This window comes from Cryobacterium sp. SO2, assembly GCF_026151165.2.
GTDB lineage: Bacteria > Actinomycetota > Actinomycetes > Actinomycetales > Microbacteriaceae > Cryobacterium.
The window spans coordinates 2,093,093-2,118,125 of record NZ_CP117849.1 but is presented as its reverse complement, the minus strand read 5'-3'; the positions used below and the strand labels follow the sequence as shown (position 1 = coordinate 2,118,125).

Genomic DNA, 25,033 nt, shown 5'->3' with positions numbered 1-25,033 from the left:
CGGCGCTGTGAGCCGAGCCGAATCGGTCGAACGGACCGGAACCTTCGGCGAACGCCTTCAGGGCGCGTTCGACAGGTTCGGCAGGCTCTGCGTCGGAATCGACCCGCACTCCTGGTTGCTGACCGACTGGGGCCTGCCGGACAGCGCCGACGGCGCCGAGAGCTTCGGTCGCCGCGTCGTCGAAGCGTCTGCGGGTCTGGTGGGCATCGTGAAGCCCCAGGTGGCCTTCTACGAGCGTTTCGGCTCCGCCGGCTACGCTGCCCTCGAACGGGTGCTCAGCGACGCTCGTGACGCCGGCCTGGTGGTGATCGCCGATGTCAAGCGCGGCGACCTCGGCACCAGCGTCGAGGCGTACGGTCAGGCCTGGCTCAGCCCGGGCTCGGCGCTCGAGGTCGACGCCATCACCGTGAACCCGTACATGGGCGTCGGATCGCTCGCCAGCACGATCGCGCTGGCCACCGCGGAGCACAAGGGCCTCTTCCTGCTGGCCGCGACCTCCAACCCCGAAGCCGCGACCCTGCAGCAGGCCGTCCTCGCCGGGGGCGCGCAGGCCGGCCTGACCGTCGCCGCGTCGGTGCTCGCGGCGGTGACGGACATCAACGCCGCCGGTAGCGCCGCGACGGGTACGTTCGGTTCCGTCGGCGTCGTGCTCGGCGCCACGGTCGCGCTCGAAGATTTCGGCATCGACATCCACGCCCCGGCGTCCGCCGTCGTCACTCCGGTGCTCGCCCCTGGCTTCGGCCATCAGGGCGCGAATCCCACCGATCTGACCAGTTTGTTTGGCGGATACGCTCAAGGCGTTATCGTGAGTGAATCGCGCAGCGTGTTGTCGGCAGGTCCAGACCATGTAGCCGCAGAGATAACACGCCGAGTAACCGAAGCTGGAGCGACCCGTGGCTGACAATCGCCCTACCCCACCCGACGTCGACCGTGTCGCGGCCTCCCGCGCCGCCGTCGCGGCGAGACGAGCCCGCGCCGCCGTCAAGGCCCAGGTCGCAGCAGGAGAGCGCACGTCGCTCGACGTGCTCGCCGCCGCAGTGAAGGACCCCAACGGGGTCGAGGGGCGGCTGCGCGTGACCGAGCTGCTCGTGAGCATCCCGGCCATCGGCGTCACCAAGATGCAGCGCATCATGACCCGACTCGAGATCTCCCCGTCCAAGCGCCTGGGCGGCCTCGGCAAGCACCAGCGCGACCGACTGCGCGACTTCCTCGCCGCCCGGCCCGCCACCCGCCGGGGATCCCCGGACTCTCGCCTCGTCGTGCTTGCCGGGCCCACAGCCGTCGGCAAGGGCACCGTCGCCGCGTACATCCGCGAGCACCACCCCGAAGTTCACCTGTCGGTCTCCGCCACCACGAGGGCGCCCCGCGCCGGCGAGGTGGAGGGTGTCAGCTACTTCTTCGTGGACGACGCCGAGTTCGACCGCATGATCGCCGCCGGCGACCTGCTCGAGTACGCCACCGTGCACAACGCCTACCGGTACGGCACCCCGCGCGGCCCGGTCGAGGCCGCGATCGCCGACGGCAACAGCGTGCTCCTGGAGATCGACATCCAGGGTGCCCGCGCCGTGCGCCGGGCGATGCCGGAGGCCCGTCTGGTCTTCCTGCTGCCGCCCAGCTGGGATGAACTCGTGCGTCGCCTGATCGGCCGGGGCACCGAAGATTCCGCGGAACAGACCCGCAGACTCGAGACCGCGAAGCTCGAATTGGCCGCTCAGGGCGAGTTCGATTACCGTGTCGTGAACACCGACGTGGCCGAAGCAGCCGAAGAAGTCGTAGACTTGATGCAGATTCGCAAGACAGCGACGCCGTCGTAGCGCCTGCCGTACTTGAATTCCCGCGTCGAATAGACGCATCATCGTGGCAATCGTCAAGGTTTCCGGCCATGGACACCCCCGGCGTGACACCGCGTAGCCCGTACATTTTGCTTGAACTGCATGAAGAGGAGTGTGACAGCGTGCCCAACAAGCCCACTGGCATCATTGACCCGCCCATCGACGACCTGCTGACCAAGGTCGATTCCAAGTACGCCCTGGTGATCTTCGCGTCCAAGCGCGCCCGCCAGATCAACGACTACTACGCAGACCTGCACGAAGGCAGCCTGTTCGACAACGTCGGACCGCTCGTCGACTCCACCGTCGACGACAAGCCGCTCTCCGTGGCCCTGCGCGAGATCAACGAGGACAAGCTCACCTCGAAGCCCATCGTCGAGTAACTCGACGACATAACCACTTCAGCGCGCAGGATGTCGACTGGTCGCACGATCGTCGTCGGGATAACCGGCGGCATCGCTGCCTATAAGGCCGTCAACGTCGTGCGCGCTTTTGTGCTGCTCGGGGACGATGTGCACGTCGTCGCCACCGAAGCGGCGCTGCGGTTCGTCGGCAAGCCGACCCTCGAGGCCATCTCACGCAACACCGTGCACACCGACCTCTACGAGGGTGTCGCCGAGGTGCGGCACGTGGCCATCGGGCAGTCCGCCGATCTCATCGTGATCGCTCCCGCCACCGCCAACAGCATCGCCAAGATCGCCCTCGGCCTGGCCGACGACCTGCTGGGCAATACCATCCTCGCCAGCACGGCCCCCCTCGTGATCGCACCGGCCATGCACACCGAGATGTGGAACAACCCCGCCACCGTGGCCAACATCGCCACCCTGCGCGCGCGCGGCGTCACCATCGTGGGCCCCGGCATCGGCCGGCTCACCGGCGCCGACTCCGGCCCCGGCCGGATGGAAGAACCCGAGACCATCGTGGCCGCGGCGCTCAGTGCTTACGACACGCGCGCTTACGAGACGCGCGCCCACGAGACGCGCGCCCACGAGACGCGCGCCATCGACGCGAGCGCCGACCTCACCGGTCGTCGCGTGCTGATCAGCGCCGGCGGCACCCGCGAACCGCTCGACCCCGTGCGGTTCCTCGGCAACCGCTCCAGCGGACGACAGGGCGTCGCCCTGGCCGAAGCCGCGCTGGCCCGCGGCGCAACCGTGACACTGGTCGCCGCACACCTCGAGGTGCCCGTTCCCGCCGGCATCCAGGTGCACACCGTCAGCAGCACCCTCGACCTGCAGGAGGCCATGCTGGCGGCCGCCGCATCCGCCGATGTGATCATCATGGCGGCCGCCGTCGCCGACTACCGGCCGGCCGAGGTGCAGGCGGACAAGATCAAGAAAGACGTGGCGGGGGACAGGTTGGCGCTGGAGCTCGTACGCAACCCCGACGTCCTCGCCGGACTGGTGCGAGAACGGCACCCCGGCCAGCTGATCGTGGGCTTCGCGGCCGAGACCGAACCGGATGACGTGCTCCGCCGGGAGCTCGGCCGCACCAAGATCCAGCGCAAGGGCTGCGACCTGCTGGTGCTCAACCGGGTGGGCTGGACCCAGGGTTTCGCCACCGAACGTAACGAGATCGAGGTGCTCGATCTCGCCGGAGATATAGTGATGGAGGCCTCCGGCACGAAGTTGTCGGTGGCCCACCGTATCCTCGACAGCATCGTCGTCGTCGCCGGCACCCGCTAGTCACGCTTCAGCCTGCTACACATCAACCGCAGAACCTTTACACCAAGAATTGAGACGTACCCCGATGAGCGATCTTCGCCTCTTCACCTCGGAGTCGGTCACCGAAGGCCACCCCGACAAGATCTGCGACCAGATCTCGGACAGCATCCTCGACGCTCTCCTCACCGAAGACCCGCAGAGCCGGGTGGCCGTGGAGACCCTCGTCACCACCGGACTCGTGCACGTCGCCGGCGAGGTGACCACCGCCGGCTACGTCGAGATCCCGTCGATCGTGCGCAAGTGCATCACCGACATCGGCTACGACTCCTCCGACGTCTGGTTCGACGGCCGCTCCTGCGGCGTCGAGATCTCCATCGGCGGCCAGTCACCCGACATCGCCCAGGGCGTCGACGACGCCTATGAGAGCCGCGAGCAGGCCAGCCTCGACGACTACGACCGTCAGGGCGCCGGCGACCAGGGCATCATGTTCGGCTACGCCACCCGCGAGACCCCCGAACTCATGCCGATCCCCATCTGGATCGCACACCGCATGGCCGAACGCCTCGCCGAGGTGCGCAAGTCCGGCGAGCTGGACTACCTGCGCCCGGACGGCAAGACCCAGGTCACGATCGGCTACGACGGCATTGTGCCGCGCACCGTCGAGACCGTTGTGCTGTCCACCCAGCACGCACCCTCGGTCACCACCGCGAAGCTGCGCGCCGACATCGCCGAGCTGGTCATCAAGCCGGTCCTGGAGCGAGTCGACCTCGACGCGAGCAGCCTGCGCACCCTGGTCAACCCCACCGGCCGCTTCGAGATCGGCGGCCCACAGGGTGACGCCGGCCTCACCGGCCGCAAGATCATCATCGACACCTACGGCGGATCCAGCCGGCACGGCGGCGGCGCCTTCAGCGGTAAGGACCCGTCCAAGGTCGACCGCTCCGCCGCATACGCCATGCGCTGGGTCGCCAAGAACGCCGTCGCGGCCGGGCTGGCCGAACGCCTCGAGATCCAGGTGGCGTACGCCATCGGCACCGCGTCCCCTGTGGGCCTCTACGTCGAGACCTTCGGCACCGGCACCCTGCCGGACGCAGACATCACGGCCGCGATCCGGGAGGTCTTCGACCTGCGACCCGCGGCCATCATCCACGACCTCGACCTGCTGCGGCCGATCTACGCACAGACGGCGGCCTACGGGCACTTCGGACGAGAACTGCCCGACTTCACCTGGGAGAGGCTCGACCGAGTCGACGACCTGAGAAGCGCAGCCGGGCTCTGAAGCCAGGCCGCAGATGACTCGCACCGGTCTTATCGCACGGGTGTTGATCGACTCGCCGCTGCCGCAGCTGGACCACCTCTTCGACTACGCCATCCCCGATGAGCTGGTGTCGATCGCCCGGCCCGGCGTGCGGGTGCGCGTTCCGCTGCGATCGGCCAACCGGGTGGCCGACGGCTACCTCATCGAGCTGATCGACCCGAACACGGTCGCCCCACCTCGCGGAGAGAGCGCGACCACCCTCGACGGTGCCGGTGCCGGTGCGGACACCGGCTTCAGCGGCACCCTCAGCCCGGTCGACTCGATCGTGTCCGCCGTTCCCGTGCTCACCGACCCGGTCTGGCAGCTCGCCAGACGGCTCGCCGACCGTGCCGCCGGCAACGCGAGCGACATCATTCGCCTGGCCGTTCCGCCTCGCGCCGTGCGGGTGGAGAAGGCCTGGCTCGCGGCCTCCGCGGTGCGGGCACCCGTCCCGACGACCGCACCGACTGCCGACTCGGATGCCGTCCTCCTGGCCGAACCCGGGTTCGCCGAGTATCCGCCCGAGACCCTCGGCACCATCGTGGCGGAACGGCTGCGGGTGCACATCGCCGCTGTGCCCCACCTGGTGCGCCTGCCCGGTGCGGAGGACACCGGCAGCACAGTCGGCACCTGGGCCATCACCATGGCCGAGCTCGCCGTGTCGGCTCTCCGGCAGGGCAAGAGCAGCATCCTCGTGACGCCGGACTTCCGCGACCAGGACCAACTGCAGGCCGCCCTGGCGATGCTTGCGCCCGCGGACGACGTGGTGCGGGTCGACGCCCGGCAGGCCAATCCCGACCGCTACCGCGGGTTCCTCAGTCTGCTCGAGGGCCGTCCCCGGATCATCGTCGGCAACCGGTCCGCCGTGTACGCCCCCGCCCACGAGCTCGGCCTGATCGTGATCTGGGACGACGGCGACCCGCTCTACGGCGAACAACTCAGCCCTTACGTGCACGCCCGCGATGCCGCGCTCATCCGCCGCGAGGCCGCCGACTGTGCCCTGGTGTTCATCGGCCACTCACGCAGCGTCGAGACCGAACGTCTCATCGAAATCGGCTGGCTGCGAGCTGTGCACCCCACCAGGGACAGCCACCCCCGGGTGATTCCCACCACCTTCCAAGCCGAGCCCGACGCCCAGGCCAGGGCGGCACGCATCCCGTCCGCAGCCTGGCTGGCCGCGAAAGAGGCCGTGCGCACCGGACCCGTTCTGGTGCAGGTCGCCAGCCCCGGGTACGCTCCAATGCTCGCCTGCCGCGCATGTGGGCAGTCCGCCCGCTGCACCCGCTGCCAGGGCCCGTTGGCACAGGCGTCAGCCAACGCCACCCCGGCCTGCCGCTGGTGCGGCCACCTCGCCGCCGGCTGGCGCTGCTCGCACTGTGAGGCCACTCAGTTGCGCGTGGTGACGGTGGGAACCGGCCGCACCGCAGAGGAACTCGGCCGGGCCTTCCCCGGCTCCCGCGTGATCGTCGCCGACGGCGACCACACCGTGCAGACGATCGGCCCAGAGCCTGCTCTCGTGATCGCCACCCGCGGCGCCGAACCGATACCCCGCAACGGGTACAGCGCGATCCTGCTGCTCGACGGCGAACGGATGCTCGCCCGCGAGTCCCTGCGGGTCGGCGAGGACTGCCTCCGCTGGTGGGCCAACGCCGCGGCGCTGGCCGCGCCGGGCGCGTCCGTGCTGCTCGCCGGCGTGGGCGGCGCTCTCGCCCACGCCCTTAATACCTGGCAACCGGGACCATACGCCGCCGCGGAACTCGCCGACCGCCGGCAACTACGTTTCCCGCCGGCCGTCCGCGTGGCCTCCGTCACGGGGACCAGCGCCGAGGTGGAGACCGCACTCGAGTCGCTGGCCGACCTGCCCGGGCTGGACGTGCTCGGCCCGGTGGCGCACGAGCCGGGCAGTGCGGCGCCCGGCACCGGCCAGTCCGGCGGCACGGGACACGCGCGCAGCGGACCCGCCCTCGTCCGTGCCATCGTGCGGTTCGGCTACCCGCTCGGCGACGAGGTCGCCCGCACCCTCAAGGCCGCGATCGTGCGGAACGCGGCCAGCCGCCGGAAGCCCAAGGGCGCCGCGTTCCGCCCTGCGCCTACACTCAGAGTACGATTCGACGACCCGGAGCTGCTGTAAATGAAACTCGTCTTCGCCGGGACCCCACAGGTCGCCGTGCCCAGCCTGACCCTCCTGGCCTCCTCGAACCATGAGATCGCCGCCGTCGTCACCCGCACGGACGCCGCCCTCGGCCGCAAGCGCGTGCTCACGCCGTCACCGGTGGCCGCCGCCGCCGAGGCCCTCGGGCTGCCCGTGATCAAGGCGAACCGGCTCGACGCGACCGCCACCGAGACGATCGGCGGGCTGGACGCCGATCTGGGCGTGATCGTCGCCTACGGCGGCCTGGTGCGGGAACCCCTGCTCTCCGCCCCCCGGCTGGGCTGGGTCAACCTGCACTTCTCCCTGCTGCCCCGCTGGCGCGGCGCGGCGCCCGTGCAGCGCGCCATCATGGCCGGAGACACCGAAACCGGTGCCGCCGTGTTCCAGCTCGTCGCCGAGCTCGACGCCGGGGCCGTGTTCGCCCAGCTCAGCACCCCGATCGGCCGGCACGCCACGGCCGGCGCCGTGCTGGACAGCCTGAGCCGCAGCGGCGCCGAACTGTTGCGCCGCGTGGTCGACGACCTCGCCGCCGGCACCATCGAGGCCGTCGAACAGACCGGGGAGGTCACCCTCGCCCCCAAGCTCACCCTCGACGACGCCAGGGTTGACTGGACACTCCCCGCCGACCGGATCCACGCGATCATCCGCGGCGTGACCCCGGAGCCCGGCGCCTTCACCGAGATCGGCGGCGCGCGCCTCAAACTCCACGACGTGGCCCCCACGCACGGCCAGCCCCGTCTCGGGCCCGGCCGGATCAGCGAGATCGACAAACGGGTTCTCATCGGCACCGGCACGGAGCCGCTCGAACTCATCACCGTACAACCGGCAGGAAAAACCGCAATGAAAGCAATCGACTGGTGGCGCGGAGTGGCAGCAACCGAGGTGATCGCCTCATGAGCGGTTCCGACCAGCGCGGTGCACGCCCCAACCGGGACCGCACCGGCCCGTCCAGGCCTCCCCGCCAGGACACCCGACCGAGCTACGTGGTCCAGCCCGCCCGCCGGGTCGCCTACGAGGTCATCGCCGCGGTCCGCGAAGACGACGCGTACGCCAACCTGCTGCTGCCCACCCGCATCCAGCGCGCCGCGCTCAACACCGCGGATGCCGCGCTGGCCACCGAGCTCACCTACGGCACACTGCGCATGCAGGGCTTCTACGACAGGGTGATCGCCGAGGCCGCCGGCCGCCCTGTCACCGCCATCGATCCGGCCATCCTCGACGTGCTCAGGCTTGGCGCACACCAGCTCCTGGCCACCCGCGTCGCCACCCACGCCGCCGTCAACGAATCCGTCGAGCTTGCCCGCCAGGTGGGCTCGCGATCGGCCACGGGCTTCACCAACGGGGTACTGCGCGCCATCGCGCGGGTCAGCGCCGACGAGTGGCGCGAACGCATCCTCGCCGACACGAGCACCCCGGACGACGCCCTCGCCGCGCTCTACTCGCACCCGGTGTGGGTCGTCCGCGCCTTCCGCCAGTCGCTGCGCCAGGAAGGCCGAGAGAACGAGCTCGAGGAGCTCCTCAACGCCGACAACGCCGCACCGCGGGTGAACATGGTGGCCCTGCCCGGGCTCGCAGAGGCGACGGCCGAACTCGGCGATGCCAACGAGTTCTCGCCCACCGGTTTTGTGCTCGGCGGTGGCGATCCGCACCACCTCATGAAGGAGAGCGCCGGCCGACTGCGGGTGCAGGACGAGGGTTCCCAGCTGGCCGCCCTCGCGCTCAGCCGGGCGCGCCCGATCGTGGCGGGGGAGCGCTGGCTCGACCTCTGCGCCGGGCCCGGCGGCAAGGCCGCCCTGCTCGCCGCCGAAGCTCTGAACGGCGGCGCCAGCCTCGTCGCCAACGAGGTCGTGCCCGCCAGGGCCCAGCTCGTGCGCGCCGCGCTGGCCGCCGTCCCCGCCGACGTGCCGGTCTGGGAGATGGACGGCACCTGGGTGGGTGAGGACCAGCCCGAGGTCTTCGACCGGATCCTGCTCGATGCCCCCTGCACCGGCCTGGGGGCACTGCGCCGCCGGCCGGAGGCACGCTGGCGGAAGCAGCCCAAGGACGTCGCCGAACTCTCCGACCTGCAGTCCGCGCTGATCCACGCCGCCCTCGGCGCCCTCAAGCCCGGCGGGATCCTCGCCTACGTCACCTGTTCACCGCACATCGCGGAGACCAGGGGGATCGTGGCTACCGCCAGGAAGGCCTGGGGCGACAAGATCGTGTCGCTCGACACCGCCGCCGTGCTGCAGGGCCTCGCCGTGCATCCGCTGGACCTGGCCGGTGACCCGGGCAGCGTCCAGCTCTGGCCGCACCGCCACGGCACCGACGCCATGTTCATCACCCTGCTTCAGCGCCAGGCCGACTAGGCGGAGCAATCGAGGCTGTCAGGCAGCGGAGGCGGGCGAAGCGGGGGAGTGCCGATTCGGTAGGGTGAAACCATGGTTACCCGGATCAACCCGAGCATTCTGGCCGCAGACTTCGCCAACCTCGAGCGGGAGTTCGGTCGGATCAGCACCGCCGACCTCGCCCACGTCGACATCATGGACAACCACTTCGTGCCGAACCTGACGATCGGTCTGCCCGTCGTCGAACGCCTGCTGCAGGTGTCGCCCATCCCGCTGGACATCCACCTGATGATCGACGACCCCGACCGCTGGGCTCCCGCCTATGCGGAGGCGGGAGCGTACTCCGTGACCTTCCACGCCGAGGCCGCCGCCGATGCCGTCGCTCTGGCCAGGACCCTTCGCTCCATCGGAGCCAGGGCCGGCATCGCGCTCAAGCCCGGCACCCCCGTCGAGCCGTACCTCGAGCTCCTCGCCGAGTTCGACCAGGTGCTCGTGATGACGGTCGAACCCGGCTTCGGGGGGCAGAGCTTCATGGCCTCGACCATGCCCAAGCTCAGCCTCCTCGCCGACGCCGTGAAGGCCAGCGGGCTCGACGTGTGGCTACAGGTGGACGGCGGCATCACCGAGGACACCATTGTTCAGGCTGCCGCGGCAGGGGCGAACACCTTCGTCGCCGGATCGAGCGTCTTCAACGGCGACCCGGCCACGCGGATCGCCAGCCTCCGGGCGGCGGCCGACGTGCACTCCCACACCCACTAGCCGACCGGGCGAGCGGCCTGTGCACCGGCCTGCGCACCAGCTGCGCGCTCACCGGGCCTGCCGGACCGGTAGCCTGTACAGGTGAAAACTTTCGACGACCTGTTCGCTGAGCTGAGCCAGAAGGCCGTAGACCGGCCGGAAGGCTCCGGCACCGTCCGCGAACTCGACGCCGGCATCCACGCGATCGGCAAGAAGATCGTCGAGGAGGCCGCCGAGGTCTGGATGGCTGCCGAATACCAGAGCGACACCGAAACCGCGGAAGAGATTTCGCAGTTGATCTACCACCTGCAGGTGATGATGGTGGCCAAGGGGCTTTCCCCCGAGGACGTGTACCGACATCTGTGATGTCACAACCTCACCGGAAAGACCACCCCACCAGCTTGAGAAAGATTGACATGTTGAGAATCGCTGTGCCCAATAAGGGCTCGCTCGCGGAGACCGCCGCCCAGATGCTCGCAGAGGCCGGCTACAACGGCCGCCGCGACCCGCGCGACCTGGTGGTGGCCGACCCGCACAACGACGTGGAGTTCTTCTACCTGCGTCCCCGCGACATCGCCACCTACGTCGGCAGCGGCGCACTGGACGTGGGCATCACCGGCCGCGACCTGCTCCTGGACTCCCGCTCGACCGCCGCCGAGATCGCCAGCCTGGACTTCGGTGACTCCACCTTCCGCTTCGCCGGCCCCGCCGGCCGGTTCACCGACCTCACCGACCTCGAGGGCTTGCGCGTCGCCACCAGCTACCCCGGCCTCGTCGGCACCTTCCTCGCCGGGCACGGCGTTACCGTGAACCTCGTGACCCTCGACGGCGCCGTCGAGTCCGCCGTTCAGCTGGGCGTCGCGGATGCCGTCGCCGACGTCGTCTCCACCGGCTCCACCCTTCGCAAGGCCGGCCTGCAGATTTTCGGTCCCGTCATCCTCGAGTCCACGGCCGTCCTGATCACCTCCGAGAACGAGAACCCGGGCATCAACACCCTGCTGCGACGCCTGCAGGGCGTGCTGGTGGCCCGTCAGTACGTGCTGGTGGACTACGACGTGCACGTCGACAACCTCGACGCCGCCTGCCAGGCCGCCTCCGGCATCGAGTCCCCGACGATCTCGTCGCTGCGCGACCCGAATTGGGTGGCCGTGCGGGTGATGATCCCGCGCCTGGACACCAACAGCGTCATGGACCGGTTGTACGAACTCGGTGCCCGCGCCATCCTCGTCACGTCCATCCACAACGCCCGGTTGTAAGCCCAGAAAACGGACACGTACCCATGAGCCTCGCCGTCAGAGTGATTCCGTGCCTCGACGTGGCCAACGGCCGTGTCGTCAAGGGTGTCAACTTCCAGAACCTGCGCGACGCCGGCGATCCCGTCGAACTCGCCAAGCGCTACTACGAGCAGGGCGCGGACGAACTCACCTTCCTCGACGTCACCGCCACGGTCGACGACAGGTCCACCACCTACGACGTGGTGCGCGCCACCGCCGAACAGGTGTTCATCCCGCTCACCGTCGGCGGCGGCATCCGTAGCGTCGACGATGTCTCCCGCCTGCAGGCCAGCGGCGCCGACAAGGTCGGCGTGAACAGCGCCGCCATCGCCCGGCCCGCCCTGATCTCCGAGATCGCCGACAGGTACGGCGCCCAGGTGCTCGTGCTCTCCCTGGACGTCAAGCGCAGCGGCCGCACCCCGTCCGGCTTCGTTGTGACCACACACGGTGGCCGCACCGAAACCGACCTCGACGCCCTGGCCTGGGCCAGACAGGCCATCGAACTGGGCGCGGGCGAACTGCTGGTGAACAGCATCGACGCCGACGGCACCAAGGCCGGCTTCGACCTCGAACTCATCACGATCATGCGGGAGCTCAGCTCGGTTCCCGTGATCGCCTCCGGCGGCGCAGGACGCGTCGAAGACTTCCCGCCGGCGATCACGGCAGGAGCCGACGCCGTGCTGGCCGCCTCCGTCTTCCACAGTGGAGACCTGACGATTGGTGACGTCAAGCGTGAGCTTGCCGACGCCGGAATGGTGGTGCGCCGATGAACGTCGACGCCGCTCTGGACTCCGCCCTCTTCTCCGCGGACGGGCTGCTGCCCGCCGTGATCCAGCAATGGGACACCCACGAGGTGCTGATGCTCGGCTGGATGGACCGTGAGGCCCTCCGCCGCACCCTCACCGAGGGACGCGTGACGTTCTGGTCCCGCAGCCGCCAGGAGTACTGGCGCAAGGGCGACACCTCCGGGCATGCCCAGTTCGTGCGGTCGGCCGCCCTGGACTGCGACGCCGACACCCTCGTCGTGCAGGTCGAACAGATCGGCGCGGCCTGCCACACGGGCACCCGCACCTGTTTCGACGGGCGTGGCATCGACGTGACAGTTCTCGCCATGCCCACCGAGAACGTGGAGGAGTCCCGATGAGCGCAGGCTCGACCATCCCGGAGGCCTTCTCGGCCCTGTTGGGTGAACACCGGGTGATCCCGGTCATCCGGGAACTCTTCGCCGACGGCGAGACCCCCGTCGGCATCTACCGCAAGCTCGCCAACGGCACCGCGGGCAGCTTCCTGCTCGAATCCGCCGAACAGGGCGGCATCTGGTCCAGGTTCTCCTTCGTGGGGGTGTCGTCATTCGGCGTGCTCACCCAGTCCGGCGACGACACCGCCTGGCTCGACTACGGCATCTCCGCCGAGCGGGCCTTCGGCGGCGCCACCGACCTCGCTCCGTTGAACGCCCTCGCCTACCTGTACCAGCGCTGGCAGACGCCCCGCCTAGCCGAGCATCCGCCGCTGACCGGCGGTCTCGTCGGGTTCATCGGCTGGGAGGCCATCCGCCAGATCGAACGGCTGCCCAACCGTCCGCCCGCCGACTACACGGTGCCAGGGCAGGCGTTCAGCTTCGTCGCCGACCTCGTCGTGATCGACCACAAGTTCGGCACCGTGCAGCTGATCGCCAACGTGCTCAACGACGGTACCGAACCCACGGATGCCCTCTGGCCCGCCGCCCAGGCGCGCCTGGACGCCCTGCAGGCCAGGCTCACCCAGCCGGCGGAGGCCTTCGTGTCCGAGGTCGACCTGTCCACGCCGGCCAATCCGGTGTACCGCACCGAACGGGCCGATTTCCTCGGCGCCGTCGACACCTCCAAGCAGCACATCGTCGACGGCGACATCTTCCAGGTCGTCATCTCGCAACGCTTCGACCAGGAGTGCACGGCCGACCCGATCGACGTCTACCGGGTGCTGCGCAGCCTCAACCCGAGCCCGTACATGTACCTGCTCAGCCTCGAATCGACCACGGGCGAGCCGTATTCCATCGTCGGTTCGTCCCCTGAGGCCCTGGTGAAGGTGGCCAATACCCGGGTGTTCACCCACCCCATCGCCGGATCGAAGCCGCGCGGCGCCACCCCGGAATCCGACGCCGACTTCGAGACCGAACTGGCCGGGGACCCCAAGGAGCGCGCAGAGCACCTGATGCTCGTCGACCTCGCCCGCAACGACCTGCTCAAGGTCTGCCGGGCCGGCTCGGTCGAAGTGACCGAGTTCATGCGCATCGAACGGTTCAGCCACATCATGCACCTGGTCTCCTCGGTCGAGGGTGATCTACTGCCCGAGATGAGCGCGATCGACGTCTTCAGGGCCACCTTCCCAGCCGGCACGCTCTCCGGCGCGCCCAAGCCGCGCGCGCTGGAGATCATCGACGCCCTCGAACCTGCCCAGCGCGGTGTCTACGGGGGAGTGGTGGGCTACTTCGGCTTCGCCGGCGACGCCGACCTCGCCATCGCCATCCGCACCGCCACGATCATGAACGGTGTCGCATACGTGCAGGCCGGCGGTGGCCTCGTCGCCGACTCCGACCCGGCGTCGGAGTACCAGGAGTCGCAGAACAAGGCGGCCGCGCCGCTGCGAGCGGTGGCCGTGGCCAACACGATGACCCGGGTGCACTGAATGTCGTCCAAGCGCATCAAGCCGATGCTGGTCCTGGCCGTGATCGCGGCCAGCGGTATCGCGCTGCTGGCCTGGACCCAGGTGTGGGCGATCGTGCGGCTCGCCGCCGACGGCACCACCGAGCAGGTCCTCGACGTGAGTGGAACCATAGCGGCCCCCGGCCTGACCGCACTGGCCCTGGCCGGGCTGGCCCTGGCCGGCGCCCTCACCATCGCCGGTGTCGTGATCCGGATCGTGCTCGGCCTGCTCGAGGTGCTGCTCGGCGTCAGTGTGATCCTCTCCGCCGCGCTGGCGATCGCGGACCCGGTCGGCGCCAGCTCTGCCGCTGTCACCACCGCGACGGGCATCGCCGGCAACGATTCCACCCGCGCGGCGGTGAGCAGCGCCGCGCTGACCCCCTGGCCGTTCCTGGCCCTGGCCGCCGGCGTCCTGATGCTCCTCGTCGGGCTCATGGTCTGCGTCACGGCCAAGCGCTGGCCCGGCCCCACCTCGCGTTACGAGGCCACCCGGTTCGCACCGGTGACGGATGCCGCGACCGGCCAGACCCGTCCGCGCGATGCCGTCGACGACTGGGACGGGCTCACCCGCGGGGACGACCCGACCGCCTGACCAGGCGGCCCACCGTTACCCCGGCAAGCTAGAATTGTCCAGCACGCCCATTTACCTGAGGAGAACCATGAGCTTCGAGTCGGCAGACCCCGGCCACGGCCACTCGACCGCGGCCTGGACCGCAGTCACCATCATGCTGATCGCGTTCAGCATCGGCACCGTCGCATTCTTCTTCGAGGTTGTGTGGCTCGTCTGGGCCTCCGTGGTCCTCCTGCTCGTCGGCCTGGCCGCCGGCTGGATCATGGCGAAGGCCGGCTACGGCGCGGCGTCGGTCGACGGAAGTCACTGACTACGTGACCAGCGACCTTCTCGCCGAACTGTTCGCCGGTTCGCTGGCCGACGCTGAGACGCGCCGCCTCGACCGGCCGCTCGCGGCCCTGGAAGCCGACGCCATCGGACGCGCGCCCGCGCTGGACGCCCTGCACGCGCTCGCACCGTCTGACCGGGTGAAGATCATCGCCGAGGTCAAGCGGGCCAGCCCGTCCCGGGGCGCCCTCGCCGAGATCAGCGACCCCGCCGCACTGGCCGTGTCGTACGAGTTCGGCGGCGCCAGCGCCATCAGCGTCCTCACCGAAGGGCGCCGGTTCCTCGGTTCGCTCGACGACCTCGAACAGGTCAGGACAGCCGTGGCGGTCCCGGTGCTGCGCAAGGACTTCATCGGCAACGCCTACCAGGTCCTGGAAGCGCGCGCCGCCGGAGCCGACCTCGTGCTCCTGATCGTCGCCGCACTCGACCAGGCCACCCTCGGCTCCCTGCACTCCCTGGTGCTCGAACTCGGGATGACCCCGCTGGTCGAGACCCACAGCGCCGACGAGGTCGACAGGGCGCTCGACGTCGGAGCCAACCTCGTCGGCGTCAACGCCAGAGACCTGAGCACCTTCGAACTCGACCAGAACCTCTTCGCGAGCCTGGCCGACCGCATCCCCTCCGGCGTCATCCGGGTGGCGGAGTCCGCGGTCAAGACCGCCGCGGACGTCGCCCACTACCGGGCAGCGGGCGCCGACGTCGTGCTGGTCGGTGAAGCACTCGTCACCAGCGATCCCATTCTCACCCTCACCGAATTCTTGGCGGTATAGATGTCCAGCGGTACAGATTCCCTTCGCGCACAATCCGGCCCCTACTTCGGCGATTTCGGCGGCCGATTCGTGCCGGAGTCCCTGGTGGCAGCTCTCGACGAGCTCTCCGCCGAGTACGAGCTCGCCAAGGCCGACCCGGCCTTCGCCGCCGAGCTGACCGAGCTGCACCGCAGCTACACCGGTCGCCCGTCGCTGATCACCGAGGTGCCCCGCTTCGCCGCCCACGGCGGCGGTGCGCGCATCATCCTCAAGCGTGAGGACCTCAACCACACCGGGTCGCACAAGCTCAACAACGTGCTCGGCCAGGTCCTCCTCACCAAGCGCATCGGCAAGAAGCGCGTGATCGCCGAGACCGGCGCCGGCCAGCACGGCGTCGCCACGGCCACCGCCGCAGCCCTCTTCGGGCTCGACTGCGTCGTCTACATGGGCGAGGTCGACACCGAACGACAGGCGCTCAACGTGGCGCGCATGCGCCTGCTCGGTGCCGAGGTCGTCTCGGTGAAGACCGGCTCGCGTACCCTCAAGGACGCCATCAACGACGCCATGCGCGACTGGGTGACGAACGTGGAGACCACCAACTACGTGTTCGGCACCGTTGCCGGCCCGCACCCGTTCCCCGCCATGGTGCGGGACTTCCAGAAGATCATCGGCGAGGAGGCCAGGCAGCAGGTGCTCGACCTCACCGGCCGGCTGCCCGACGCCGTCACGGCCTGTGTCGGCGGCGGCTCCAACGCGATGGGGATCTTCCACGCCTTCCTCGACGACCCGGAGGTGGCGCTGTACGGCTACGAAGCCGGCGGAGAAGGCATCGAAGGCCTCAGGCACGCCGCGACCCTCACCAAAGGCCGGCCGGGCGTGCTGCACGGCGCCCGCAGCATGATGCTGCAGGACGAGGACGGCCAGACCGTGGAGTCGCACTCGATTTCCGCCGGCCTGGACTACCCGGGGGTCGGGCCGGAACACGCCTGGCTCGCGAGCATCGGCCGCGCCACCTACCTGCCGGTCACGGATGCGCAGGCCATGGACGCGCTGCGCCTGCTCAGCCGCACGGAGGGGATCATCCCCGCCATCGAGTCGGCGCACGCCCTGGCGGGAACGCTGGAGCTCGGCAAGCAGCTCGGACCGGATTCGATCATCCTCGTCAACCTCAGCGGTCGCGGCGACAAGGACATGGAAACCGCCGGCCGCTACTTCGACCTACTCGACGCTGGAGCGCAGCAACTGTGACGAACCCATCCATCACCGGCGCCGCCGGCACCGGTACCACCAGCAGCGTCGAAGCCACCATCGCCGCGCGCAGGGCCGCCGGCGGCGGTGCCCTGATCGGCTACCTGCCCGTCGGGTTCCCCACCCTCACCGACAGCGTCGATGCCGCCGTCGCGATCGCGCAGAGCGGCGTGGACATCATCGAACTGGGCCTGCCGTATTCCGACCCCGTCATGGACGGCCCTGTCATCCAGGCCGCCACCCAGCAGGCCCTGGCCAACGGGTTCCGTCTCCGCCATGGATTCGAGGCCGTCGCCGCGATCACGGCGCAGGTCGACACCCCGGTGCTGATCATGACCTACTGGAACCCGGTACTGCAGTACGGCGTCGACAGGTTCGCCGACGATCTCGCCGCCGCAGGGGGAGCCGGGCTCATCACGCCCGACCTCATTCCGGACGACGCGCAGGCCTGGTTGGCCGCCAGCGAACGCGCGGGCCTCGACAGGGTCTTCCTCGCCGCGCCGTCGTCCTCGGACGAACGCCTCGTGCAGGCCGTCACTCAGAGCCGCGGTTTCGTCTACGCCGTCTCCACCATGGGTATCACCGGCGCCAGGAGCGACGTGGACTCCGCCGCGCGCGTGCTCGTCACCCGACTGCGTGAGGCCGGCTCGACCAGTGCCTGCGTTGGCCTGGGCATCTCCACGCCAGCCCAGGTGCGCGAAGTTCTGGAGTACGCCGACGGCGCCATCGTCGGTTCTGCACTGGTGAAGGCTCTCTCCGACGGGGGAGTCGCCGCTGTGGCGCGTCTCGCGGCGGAACTCGCCGCCGGCGCCCGCGACATCCGCGCTGCCGTCTAGCCAGGCTGCCGTCTAGCCAGTCGGTGGCGTCCGCCGCGCACCGGCCACTGTTCCAGCCGAACAGTGGCCGGTGAATATCGCACGTGGCGATCTAAGGTAAATTATCCGAGGCGGTCGATCGACCGGCTCCCAGTGGCCACCCGGTCACGATGAAAGGTTGTTGTCGTGCACTTGAGCATTCCGAGCCCCGAGTGGAGCTACTTCGACCTGGGCATCTTCCGCATCCATGCGTATGCGATCTGCATCCTCGTCGGGATCTTCGCCGCGACCGCCCTGACCTCCCGTCGGCTGACCAAACGTGGGGCCGAGCCGGGAGTGGTGCTCGACATCATCCTGTGGGCGGTGCCGCTCGGCATCGTCGGCGCGCGGATCTTCCACGTGCTCACGCACCCCAACGACTACTTCTATGACGGTGCCAACCTGTGGGACGTCTTCGCGGTCTGGAAGGGCGGCATCGCCATCTTCGGCGCCCTGCTCGGTGGCGCCGTCGGCGCCTACATCGGCTGCCGCCGCTCCGGTATCCGGTTCTGGTCGTTCGCCGACGCATTGGCTCCCGGAATGCTCCTCGCCCAGGCCTTCGGCCGCCTCGGCAACTGGTTCAACAGCGAACTGTTCGGCCTGCCCACCACCCTGCCCTGGGGCCTGGAAATCTCGCCCGACAACCCCGCCTACCCGGTCGGCCTGCCAGAGGGCACCCTCTTCCACCCCACCTTCCTCTACGAGATCGTCTGGAACCTCGTCGGCGTCGCCGTGATCCTGCTGCTCGAACGCCAGTTCCGACTGCGCTGGGGCTCGGCCTTCGGCGTCTACCTGATCTGGTACGGCGCCGGCCGCACGGTGTTCGAATCGATCCGCGTCGACCCGAGCGAGATCTTCTTCGGCCTGCGCACCAACGTCTGGGCCGCGCTGTTCGCCGTCGTCCTCGGCCTGGTCATCATCATCGTGCAGAGCCGCAGGCACACCGGACTCGAACTGAGCCCCTACCTGCCGGGCCGCGAGTGGAAGCCGGTCGACCCTGAGGTAGAATCTGGTGAAACCGATTCCGAGCTCGAGGATCACGGCGATGAGGCTGCTGAACCCGTTGAATCACGCGACGTCGACGCCACAAGCACAACCGACTCCCGCCCCTAACCGAGGTCATCCCACCCGGTCCACGGTTTCCGCCCCACATTTCGGGCGGCCGGCATCTCCTCTTCCCGCGGGCCAACGTCGTCCCCACCTGCCAGTCATTTTGTGAGGACGGTCTAATGACGCAGCAACCTCTCTTCTCCCGGTTCAGTAGTGTTCCCGCAGCCCAGGGGCTCTACAACCCGCACGACGAACGCGACGCCTGTGGTCTCGCCATGGTCGCCACCCTGCGGGGGACGGCCGGACACGACATCATCACGCGCGCCCTCGACGCCCTGCGCAACCTCGAGCACCGCGGTGCCGTCGGCTCCGACGCCGGAACGGGCGACGGTGCCGGCATCGTCACCCAGATCCCCGACGAGTTCTTCAGGGCAGTCTCGACGTTCGAGCTGCCCGAAGCGGGCCGCTACGCCGTCGGCAACGTGTTCCTGCCCACAGAGCCCACCGGCCGCTCAGCGGTCAAGGGCGCCATCGAAGCCATCGCGAAAGAAGAGAGCCTCGTCGTTCTCGGCTGGCGCGAGGTTCCCGTGCGCCCCGACGAGGTCGGCAACCTGGCGCGCGCCGCGATGCCCGCCATCCAGCAGCTCTACGTGTCGAGCGCGCTCACCGGCGAAGACGGACTGGCGCGCACCGGCATCCACCTGGACCGCCAGGCCGTGCGGCTGCGGAAGCGCGCCGAGCGCGAACTGGACACCTACTTCGCGTCGCTGTCCTGCCGCACCATCGTCTACAAGGGCATGGTCACCACCCTGCAGCTGGAGCCGTTCTACCCCGACCTCTCCGACGAACGCTTCACCTCGAAGCTGGCGCTGGTGCACTCGCGGTACTCCACCAACACGTTCCCGTCCTGGCCGCTCGCCCAGCCGTTCCGCATGATCGCTCACAACGGCGAGATCAACACCGTGCAGGGCAACCGCAACTGGATGCGCGCACGCCAGTCGCAGCTTGAATCCGAACTGCTCGGCGACCTCGGTCCGCTGTTCCCGATCGTGACTCCCGGCGCCAGCGACTCGGCCTCCTTCGACGAGGTCGTCGAGCTCCTCAGCCTGTCCGGCCGGTCACTGCCGCACGCCGTCATGATGATGGTGCCAGAGGCCTGGGAGAACCAGCCGGGGCTCGACCGCGACCGCCGGGCGTTCTACGAGTACCACTCGATGCTGATGGAGCCGTGGGACGGCCCCGCCGCCATCGTCTTCACCGACGGCACCCTCGTCGGCGCCACCCTCGACCGCAACGGCCTGCGGCCCGGGCGCTACGTGATCACCGACGACGGCCTCGTGGTGCTCGCCAGCGAGATCGGCGTCCTCGACGTCGACCCGGCCCGCGTCGTGCGCAAGGGCCGCCTGCAGCCCGGCAAGATGTTCCTCGTCGACACCGAGGCGGGCCGCATCATCGAGGACGAAGAAGTCAAGGGCGAGCTCGCCGCGAGCGAGCCATGGGGCTCCTGGCTCGACGCCGGACGGATCAACCTCAAGGACCTGCCGGAGCGTGAGCACATCGTGCACCCGCCGGCATCCGTCGTGCGCCGCCAGCGCACCTTCGGCTACACCGAAGAGGAGGTGCGCATCCTGCTCGCCCCGATGGCGCGCACCGGAGCCGAACCGCTCGGCGCCATGGGCAGCGACACGCCCATCGCCGTGCTCAGCGAACGTCCCCGGCTGTTGTTCGACTACTTCACCCAGCAGTTCGCCCAGGTGACGAACCCGCCGCTGGACTCGATCAGGGAGGAAGTGGTCACGAGCCTCAAGCTCGGCCTCGGCCCCGAACTGAACCTGCTGTCCGCGGGACCCGCGCACGCGCGCCAGGTGGTCCTCGACTTCCCGGTGATCGACAACGACGAGCTGGCCAAGATCCAGCACATCGACACGTCGCCAGGCAGCCGCACCACCACGACCATCCGCGGGCTGTACAGGTTCGACGACGGCCCCGGCGCGCTCTCCAGCCGCATCGAGGAGATGTGCCACGAGGTCGACGCGGCCATCGAGGCCGGCGCGCTGTTCATCGTGCTGTCCGACCGGGACAGCTCGAAGGACCTCGCCCCGATCCCGTCGCTGCTGATGATCGCCGCCGTGCACCACCACCTCATCCGCACCGAGAACCGCCTCAAGGTGGGCATCGTGGTCGAGGCCGGCGACGTGCGCGAGGTGCACCACGTGGCGCTGCTGATCGGCTACGGCGCCAGCGCGGTCAACCCGTACCTGGCCATGGAGACCTGTGAGGATCTCGTCCGCAGCGGCTTCATCACCACTGTCACGCCCGAAAAGGCCGTGAAGAATGTGATCAAGGCGCTCGGCAAGGGTGTCCTCAAGATCATGTCCAAGATGGGCATCTCCACGGTGTCGTCCTACGCCGGCGCGCAGACCTTCGAAGCCGTCGGACTCAGCCAGGAGTTCATCGACCAGTACTTCACCGGCACCACGAGCAAGCTCGGCGGCGTCGGCATCGACGTCATCGCGGCCGAGAACCTCGAACGCTATGCCGGCGCGTACCCGCAGGATGCGGCGGTCACCGTGCACGAACGCCTCGCGACCGGTGGCGAGTACCAGTGGCGCCGCGACGGCTCCCCGCACCTGTTCAACCCGGAGACCATCTTCAGGTTGCAGCACTCCACCCGGACCCGCCGCTACGACATCTTCAAGGAGTACACCAAGCTCGTCGACGACCAGTCGGAGAGCCTGATGACCCTGCGCGGCATGTTCGCGTTCAATGTCGGCCAGCGGAAGGCTGTCCCGATCGACGAGGTCGAATCTGTCGCGTCGATCGTGAAGAAGTTCTCCACCGGGGCGATGAGCTACGGCTCCATCTCCCAGGAGGCGCACGAGACCCTGGCCATCGCCATGAACCGGCTGGGCGGCAAGTCCAACACCGGTGAGGGCGGTGAAGACCTGGACCGGTTGCTCGACCCCGAACGGCGCAGCGCCGTCAAGCAGGTCGCGTCCGGCCGGTTCGGTGTGACGAGCATGTACCTCACCCACGCCGACGACATCCAGATCAAGCTCGCCCAGGGCGCCAAGCCCGGCGAGGGCGGTCAGCTGCCGCCGACGAAGGTGTACCCGTGGGTCGCCCGCACCCGGCACGCCACCGCCGGCGTCGGCCTCATCTCGCCGCCACCGCACCACGACATCTACTCCATCGAAGACCTCAAACAGCTGATCTTCGACCTCAAACGGGCCAACCCGACGGCGCGCATCCACACCAAGCTGGTCAGCCAGTCCGGTATCGGCGCCGTCGCAGCCGGCGTCGCCAAGGCGCTGTCCGACGTGATCCTGGTCTCCGGACACGACGGCGGCACCGGCGCGAGCCCGCTCAACTCGCTCAAGCACGCCGGCACACCCTGGGAGCTCGGCCTGGCCGAAACCCAGCAGACGCTCATGCTCAACGGGATGCGCGACCGCGTCGTGCTTCAGGTCGACGGCCAGCTCAAGACCGGCCGGGATGTCGTCATCGGCGCCCTGCTCGGCGCTGAAGAGTTCGGTTTCGCAACCGCCCCGCTCATCGTGGAGGGCTGCATCATGATGCGGGTCTGCCACCTGGACACCTGCCCCGTCGGCGTCGCCACGCAGAACCCCGAGCTGCGCAAGCGGTTCAGCGGCAAGGCCGACTATGTCGTGAACTTCTTCGAGTTCATCGCCCAGGAGGTGCGGGAGTACCTCGCCGAGCTCGGTTTCCGCAGCCTGGAAGAGGCCACCGGCCGTAAGGAACTGCTGAACGTGAACGGCGCCCTCAACCACTGGAAGGCATCAGGGCTCAACCTGGCGCCGATCCTGGTCGGCCCCGACTTCTCTGCCGGCGAACCCCGCCAGTCCCGCCGGGAGCAGGAGCACGAGCTGGAGAAGCACTTCGACAACGAGCTCATCCGCCAAAGCGCCAACGTGCTCGAGCACGGCGGCGACATCAAGATCGCACTGCCCATCCGCAACACCGAACGCGCCGTCGGCACCATGCTCGGCCACGAGGTGACCCTGCGGCACGGCGAGAACGGCCTGCCGGCCGGCTCGATCGATGTGACCCTGACCGGGTCGGCCGGGCAGTCCTTCGGGGCATTCCTGCCCAGCGGGATCACCCTGCGTCTCGAGGGCGACTCGAACGACTACGTCGGCAAGGGCCTGTCCGGCGGACAGATCGTCGTTCGCCCCGACCGCGGGAGCGTCTTCGCCGCCGAGGAGAACGTGATCGCCGGCAACGTCATCGGCTACGGTGCGACGCTGGGCAGCATGTTCATCCGCGGCATCGTGGGAGAACGCTTCCTGGTGCGCAACTCCGGTGCCACCGCCGTCGTCGAAGGCGTCGGCGACCACGCCCTCGAGTACATGACGGGTGGCCTCGCCGTGATCCTCGGCGAGACCGGCCGGAACCTCGGTGCGGGCATGTCCGGTGGAACCGCGTACATCTACAAGCTGCGCTCGGAACTGGTCAACCGCGACTCGCTGGACTCCGGCGAACTCACGCTGCTGCCTCTCGGCAGCGCCGACATCGAGATCGTCAGCGACCTGCTCGAACAGCACCTCGCGCAGACCGACTCCGTGCTCGCTGCGCGGCTGCTCGCCGACCGCGACACGACAATGAAGAACTTCGTCAAAGTACTGCCGCGTGACTACGCGGCCGTCCTGGCGACCAGGCAGAGCGCCGTCGCCGAGGGGCTCGACCCCGACGGCGACGTGGTCTGGAACCGCATCTTGGAGGTAACCAATGGCTGACCCGAAAGGATTCCTGAAGACCACGGAGCGGGAACTCCCGCCCCGTCGTCCGGTGTCCATCCGTTTGATGGACTGGAAAGAGGTCTACGAGGCCGGCGACTCCGCCGTGCTCAAGCGCCAGGCCGGTCGCTGCATGGACTGCGGCGTGCCGTTCTGCCACCAGGGCTGCCCGCTGGGCAACCTGATCCCGGAGTGGAACGACCTCACCTGGCGTGACGAGGGCCGGCAGGCCATCGAACGGCTGCACGCCACCAACAACTTCCCGGAGTTCACCGGCCGGCTCTGCCCCGCACCCTGCGAGTCGGCGTGCGTGCTCGGCATCAACCAGCCAGCCGTGACGATCAAGCAGGTCGAAGTCTCGATCATCGACCAGGCCTTCGCGGAAGGCTGGGTCACCCCCCAGCCCCCCGGACGGCTCACCGGCAAGACCATCGCCGTCGTCGGCTCCGGCCCGGCCGGGCTCGCAGCGGCCCAGCAGCTCACCCGAGCCGGCCACACCGTGGCCGTTTTCGAGCGAGACGACCGCATCGGCGGGCTGCTGCGTTACGGGATCCCCGACTTCAAGATGGAAAAGAAGCACCTCGACGGCCGTCTCGCCCAGATGACCGCTGAAGGCACCCGGTTCCGCGCCGGCGTCAACATCGGTGTGGACATCACCTGGGCCGATCTGCGGGCACGGTACGACGCCGTCGTCATCGCGACGGGCGCGATGGTTCCCCGCGACCTGCCCATCCCCGGCCGCGACCTGCCCGGCGTGCACTTCGCCATGGAATACCTCGTTCAGCAGAACAAGGTGGGCGCTGGCGACACCGTCGACAACCAGATCATCGCTGAAGGCAAGCACGTCGTTGTCCTCGGCGGCGGTGACACCGGCGCGGACTGCATCGGCACAGCCCACCGCCAGCTCGCCGCCTCCGTGACCAACCTCGCCATCGGCAAGCAGCCGGGCGACAGTCGGCCGGAGCACCAGCCCTGGCCGATGTCCCCGACCCTGTTCGAGGTCTCCAGCGCCCACGAAGAGGGCGGCACCCGGCAGTACCTCGCGTCGACGATCGAATTCCTGGCCAACGAGGCCGGCGAAGTGCGCGCCATCCGCGTCGCTGAGACCGAATACCTCGACGGCCGGCGTGTCCCCAAGGCCGGAACCGAAAGAGAAATTCCCGCCGATCTGGTGTTGCTGGCACTGGGTTTCACAGGCCCCGACAGCACCGAACTGACCCATGAGCTGCACTTACCGCTCGACGACCGGAGTAATGTCGTGCGTGATAGTGATTACCAGACCAGCCACGAGGGTGTATTCGTTGCCGGAGATGCAGGCCGAGGTCAGTCGCTCATCGTATGGGCGATCGCCGAAGGGCGCGCTGCCGCGGCAGCCGTCGATCGGTTTCTCGAAGGCGAGACTCAACTGCCCGCCCCGGTGAAGCCGACGGATCATTCGTTTGCCATCTGAGCGTACGAACTGAATTCCGCTGCCCATTTCTCCACCCAACCGAACGCACAAATGCGCCATACCGG

22 protein-coding genes are annotated in these 25,033 nt (G+C 69.0%); all 22 read left to right on the top strand.

The features are described 5' to 3' along the window. Nucleotides 1-7 precede the first annotated feature (7 nt). The 22 genes from pyrF (at nt 8) to BJQ94_RS09635 (ending at nt 24,968) form a co-directional block, all read left to right on the top strand. On the top strand, nt 8-901 hold the full coding sequence (pyrF, locus tag BJQ94_RS09740) for an orotidine-5'-phosphate decarboxylase (RefSeq protein ID WP_265400974.1): 894 nt from the start codon (nt 8-10) through the stop codon (nt 899-901). Next, nucleotides 894-1,814: a guanylate kinase gene (gene gmk / locus BJQ94_RS09735; RefSeq protein ID WP_265400975.1), complete on the top strand. Its 921-nt coding sequence runs from the start codon at nt 894-896 to the stop codon at nt 1,812-1,814. The genes pyrF and gmk overlap by 8 nt, the downstream gene beginning before the upstream one ends. 140 nt (nt 1,815-1,954) lie before the next feature. Next, nucleotides 1,955-2,212, top strand: a complete 258-nt coding sequence (gene rpoZ / locus BJQ94_RS09730; RefSeq protein WP_066595628.1) for a DNA-directed RNA polymerase subunit omega — start codon at nt 1,955-1,957, stop codon at nt 2,210-2,212. A gap of 30 nt (nt 2,213-2,242) precedes the next feature. Continuing rightward, nucleotides 2,243-3,514 carry a bifunctional phosphopantothenoylcysteine decarboxylase/phosphopantothenate--cysteine ligase CoaBC gene (gene coaBC, locus BJQ94_RS09725; RefSeq protein WP_265400976.1) on the top strand — a complete coding sequence of 424 codons (1,272 nt, stop codon included), beginning with the start codon at nt 2,243-2,245 and terminating at the stop codon, nt 3,512-3,514. A 64-nt stretch (nt 3,515-3,578) separates the two neighbouring features. Then, nucleotides 3,579-4,772: a methionine adenosyltransferase gene (gene metK / locus BJQ94_RS09720; RefSeq protein ID WP_265400977.1), complete on the top strand. Its 1,194-nt coding sequence runs from the start codon at nt 3,579-3,581 to the stop codon at nt 4,770-4,772. Nucleotides 4,773-4,785: 13 nt separating this feature from the next. Beyond that, entirely contained in the window at nt 4,786-6,921 is a 2,136-nt protein-coding gene (locus BJQ94_RS09715) for a primosomal protein N' (protein WP_265400978.1), read from the top strand. Continuing rightward, a complete protein-coding gene (fmt, locus tag BJQ94_RS09710) occupies nt 6,922-7,839 on the top strand; it encodes a methionyl-tRNA formyltransferase (RefSeq protein WP_265400979.1) in 918 nt (305 codons plus the stop codon). Further along, nucleotides 7,836-9,290, top strand: a complete 1,455-nt coding sequence (locus tag BJQ94_RS09705; protein WP_265400980.1) for a transcription antitermination factor NusB — start codon at nt 7,836-7,838, stop codon at nt 9,288-9,290. Before fmt ends, BJQ94_RS09705 begins: the two co-directional genes overlap by 4 nt. 72 nt (nt 9,291-9,362) lie before the next feature. Continuing rightward, entirely contained in the window at nt 9,363-10,028 is a 666-nt protein-coding gene (rpe, locus tag BJQ94_RS09700) for a ribulose-phosphate 3-epimerase (protein WP_265400981.1), read from the top strand. Nucleotides 10,029-10,109: 81 nt separating this feature from the next. After that, nucleotides 10,110-10,373, top strand: a complete 264-nt coding sequence (locus BJQ94_RS09695; RefSeq protein WP_265400982.1) for a phosphoribosyl-ATP diphosphatase — start codon at nt 10,110-10,112, stop codon at nt 10,371-10,373. Between the two features lie 50 nt (nt 10,374-10,423). Then, the gene (gene hisG / locus BJQ94_RS09690) at nt 10,424-11,263 is read left to right on the top strand and encodes an ATP phosphoribosyltransferase (RefSeq protein WP_265400983.1); all 840 of its coding nucleotides are present in this window, start codon (nt 10,424-10,426) and stop codon (nt 11,261-11,263) included. Nucleotides 11,264-11,286: 23 nt separating this feature from the next. Then, nucleotides 11,287-12,051: an imidazole glycerol phosphate synthase subunit HisF gene (gene hisF, locus BJQ94_RS09685; RefSeq protein ID WP_265400984.1), complete on the top strand. Its 765-nt coding sequence runs from the start codon at nt 11,287-11,289 to the stop codon at nt 12,049-12,051. Continuing rightward, on the top strand, nt 12,048-12,425 hold the full coding sequence (gene hisI, locus BJQ94_RS09680; RefSeq protein WP_265400985.1) for a phosphoribosyl-AMP cyclohydrolase: 378 nt from the start codon (nt 12,048-12,050) through the stop codon (nt 12,423-12,425). Before hisF ends, hisI begins: the two co-directional genes overlap by 4 nt. After that, the gene (locus BJQ94_RS09675; RefSeq protein ID WP_265400986.1) at nt 12,422-13,945 is read left to right on the top strand and encodes an anthranilate synthase component I; all 1,524 of its coding nucleotides are present in this window, start codon (nt 12,422-12,424) and stop codon (nt 13,943-13,945) included. The genes hisI and BJQ94_RS09675 overlap by 4 nt, the downstream gene beginning before the upstream one ends. Beyond that, nucleotides 13,946-14,554 (top strand): Trp biosynthesis-associated membrane protein, encoded by a 609-nt coding sequence (locus tag BJQ94_RS09670; protein ID WP_265400987.1) that lies wholly within the window; start codon nt 13,946-13,948, stop codon nt 14,552-14,554. Nucleotides 14,555-14,621: 67 nt separating this feature from the next. Continuing rightward, complete coding sequence (locus BJQ94_RS09665) at nt 14,622-14,843, top strand: DUF6704 family protein (RefSeq protein WP_265400988.1); 222 nt, start codon at nt 14,622-14,624, stop codon at nt 14,841-14,843. A gap of 4 nt (nt 14,844-14,847) precedes the next feature. Beyond that, nucleotides 14,848-15,630 carry an indole-3-glycerol phosphate synthase TrpC gene (trpC, locus tag BJQ94_RS09660; protein ID WP_265400989.1) on the top strand — a complete coding sequence of 261 codons (783 nt, stop codon included), beginning with the start codon at nt 14,848-14,850 and terminating at the stop codon, nt 15,628-15,630. Continuing rightward, on the top strand, nt 15,631-16,857 hold the full coding sequence (trpB, locus tag BJQ94_RS09655; protein WP_265400990.1) for a tryptophan synthase subunit beta: 1,227 nt from the start codon (nt 15,631-15,633) through the stop codon (nt 16,855-16,857). It begins immediately after the preceding gene. 59 nt (nt 16,858-16,916) lie between these two features. Continuing rightward, complete coding sequence (gene trpA / locus BJQ94_RS09650) at nt 16,917-17,693, top strand: tryptophan synthase subunit alpha (protein ID WP_265401157.1); 777 nt, start codon at nt 16,917-16,919, stop codon at nt 17,691-17,693. Between the two features lie 165 nt (nt 17,694-17,858). Then, nucleotides 17,859-18,824 carry a prolipoprotein diacylglyceryl transferase gene (gene lgt / locus BJQ94_RS09645; RefSeq protein ID WP_265400991.1) on the top strand — a complete coding sequence of 322 codons (966 nt, stop codon included), beginning with the start codon at nt 17,859-17,861 and terminating at the stop codon, nt 18,822-18,824. Between the two features lie 116 nt (nt 18,825-18,940). Further along, entirely contained in the window at nt 18,941-23,518 is a 4,578-nt protein-coding gene (gene gltB, locus BJQ94_RS09640; protein WP_265400992.1) for a glutamate synthase large subunit, read from the top strand. Then, a complete protein-coding gene (locus BJQ94_RS09635; protein ID WP_265400993.1) occupies nt 23,511-24,968 on the top strand; it encodes a glutamate synthase subunit beta in 1,458 nt (485 codons plus the stop codon). Before gltB ends, BJQ94_RS09635 begins: the two co-directional genes overlap by 8 nt. Nucleotides 24,969-25,033: the final 65 nt, after the last annotated feature.

Coding starts and splice junctions, on each gene's coding strand:
- coaBC (WP_265400976.1), top strand. CDS start 2,243: ATGTCGACTGGTCGCACGATCGTCGTCGGGATAACCGGCGGCATCGCT.
- trpB (WP_265400990.1), top strand. CDS start 15,631: ATGTCCAGCGGTACAGATTCCCTTCGCGCACAATCCGGCCCCTACTTC.
- fmt (WP_265400979.1), top strand. CDS start 6,922: ATGAAACTCGTCTTCGCCGGGACCCCACAGGTCGCCGTGCCCAGCCTG.
- BJQ94_RS09675 (WP_265400986.1), top strand. CDS start 12,422: ATGAGCGCAGGCTCGACCATCCCGGAGGCCTTCTCGGCCCTGTTGGGT.
- hisG (WP_265400983.1), top strand. CDS start 10,424: ATGTTGAGAATCGCTGTGCCCAATAAGGGCTCGCTCGCGGAGACCGCC.
- gltB (WP_265400992.1), top strand. CDS start 18,941: ATGACGCAGCAACCTCTCTTCTCCCGGTTCAGTAGTGTTCCCGCAGCC.
- metK (WP_265400977.1), top strand. CDS start 3,579: ATGAGCGATCTTCGCCTCTTCACCTCGGAGTCGGTCACCGAAGGCCAC.
- hisF (WP_265400984.1), top strand. CDS start 11,287: ATGAGCCTCGCCGTCAGAGTGATTCCGTGCCTCGACGTGGCCAACGGC.
- BJQ94_RS09670 (WP_265400987.1), top strand. CDS start 13,946: ATGTCGTCCAAGCGCATCAAGCCGATGCTGGTCCTGGCCGTGATCGCG.
- hisI (WP_265400985.1), top strand. CDS start 12,048: ATGAACGTCGACGCCGCTCTGGACTCCGCCCTCTTCTCCGCGGACGGG.
- BJQ94_RS09705 (WP_265400980.1), top strand. CDS start 7,836: ATGAGCGGTTCCGACCAGCGCGGTGCACGCCCCAACCGGGACCGCACC.
- rpe (WP_265400981.1), top strand. CDS start 9,363: ATGGTTACCCGGATCAACCCGAGCATTCTGGCCGCAGACTTCGCCAAC.
- BJQ94_RS09715 (WP_265400978.1), top strand. CDS start 4,786: ATGACTCGCACCGGTCTTATCGCACGGGTGTTGATCGACTCGCCGCTG.
- BJQ94_RS09635 (WP_265400993.1), top strand. CDS start 23,511: ATGGCTGACCCGAAAGGATTCCTGAAGACCACGGAGCGGGAACTCCCG.
- BJQ94_RS09665 (WP_265400988.1), top strand. CDS start 14,622: ATGAGCTTCGAGTCGGCAGACCCCGGCCACGGCCACTCGACCGCGGCC.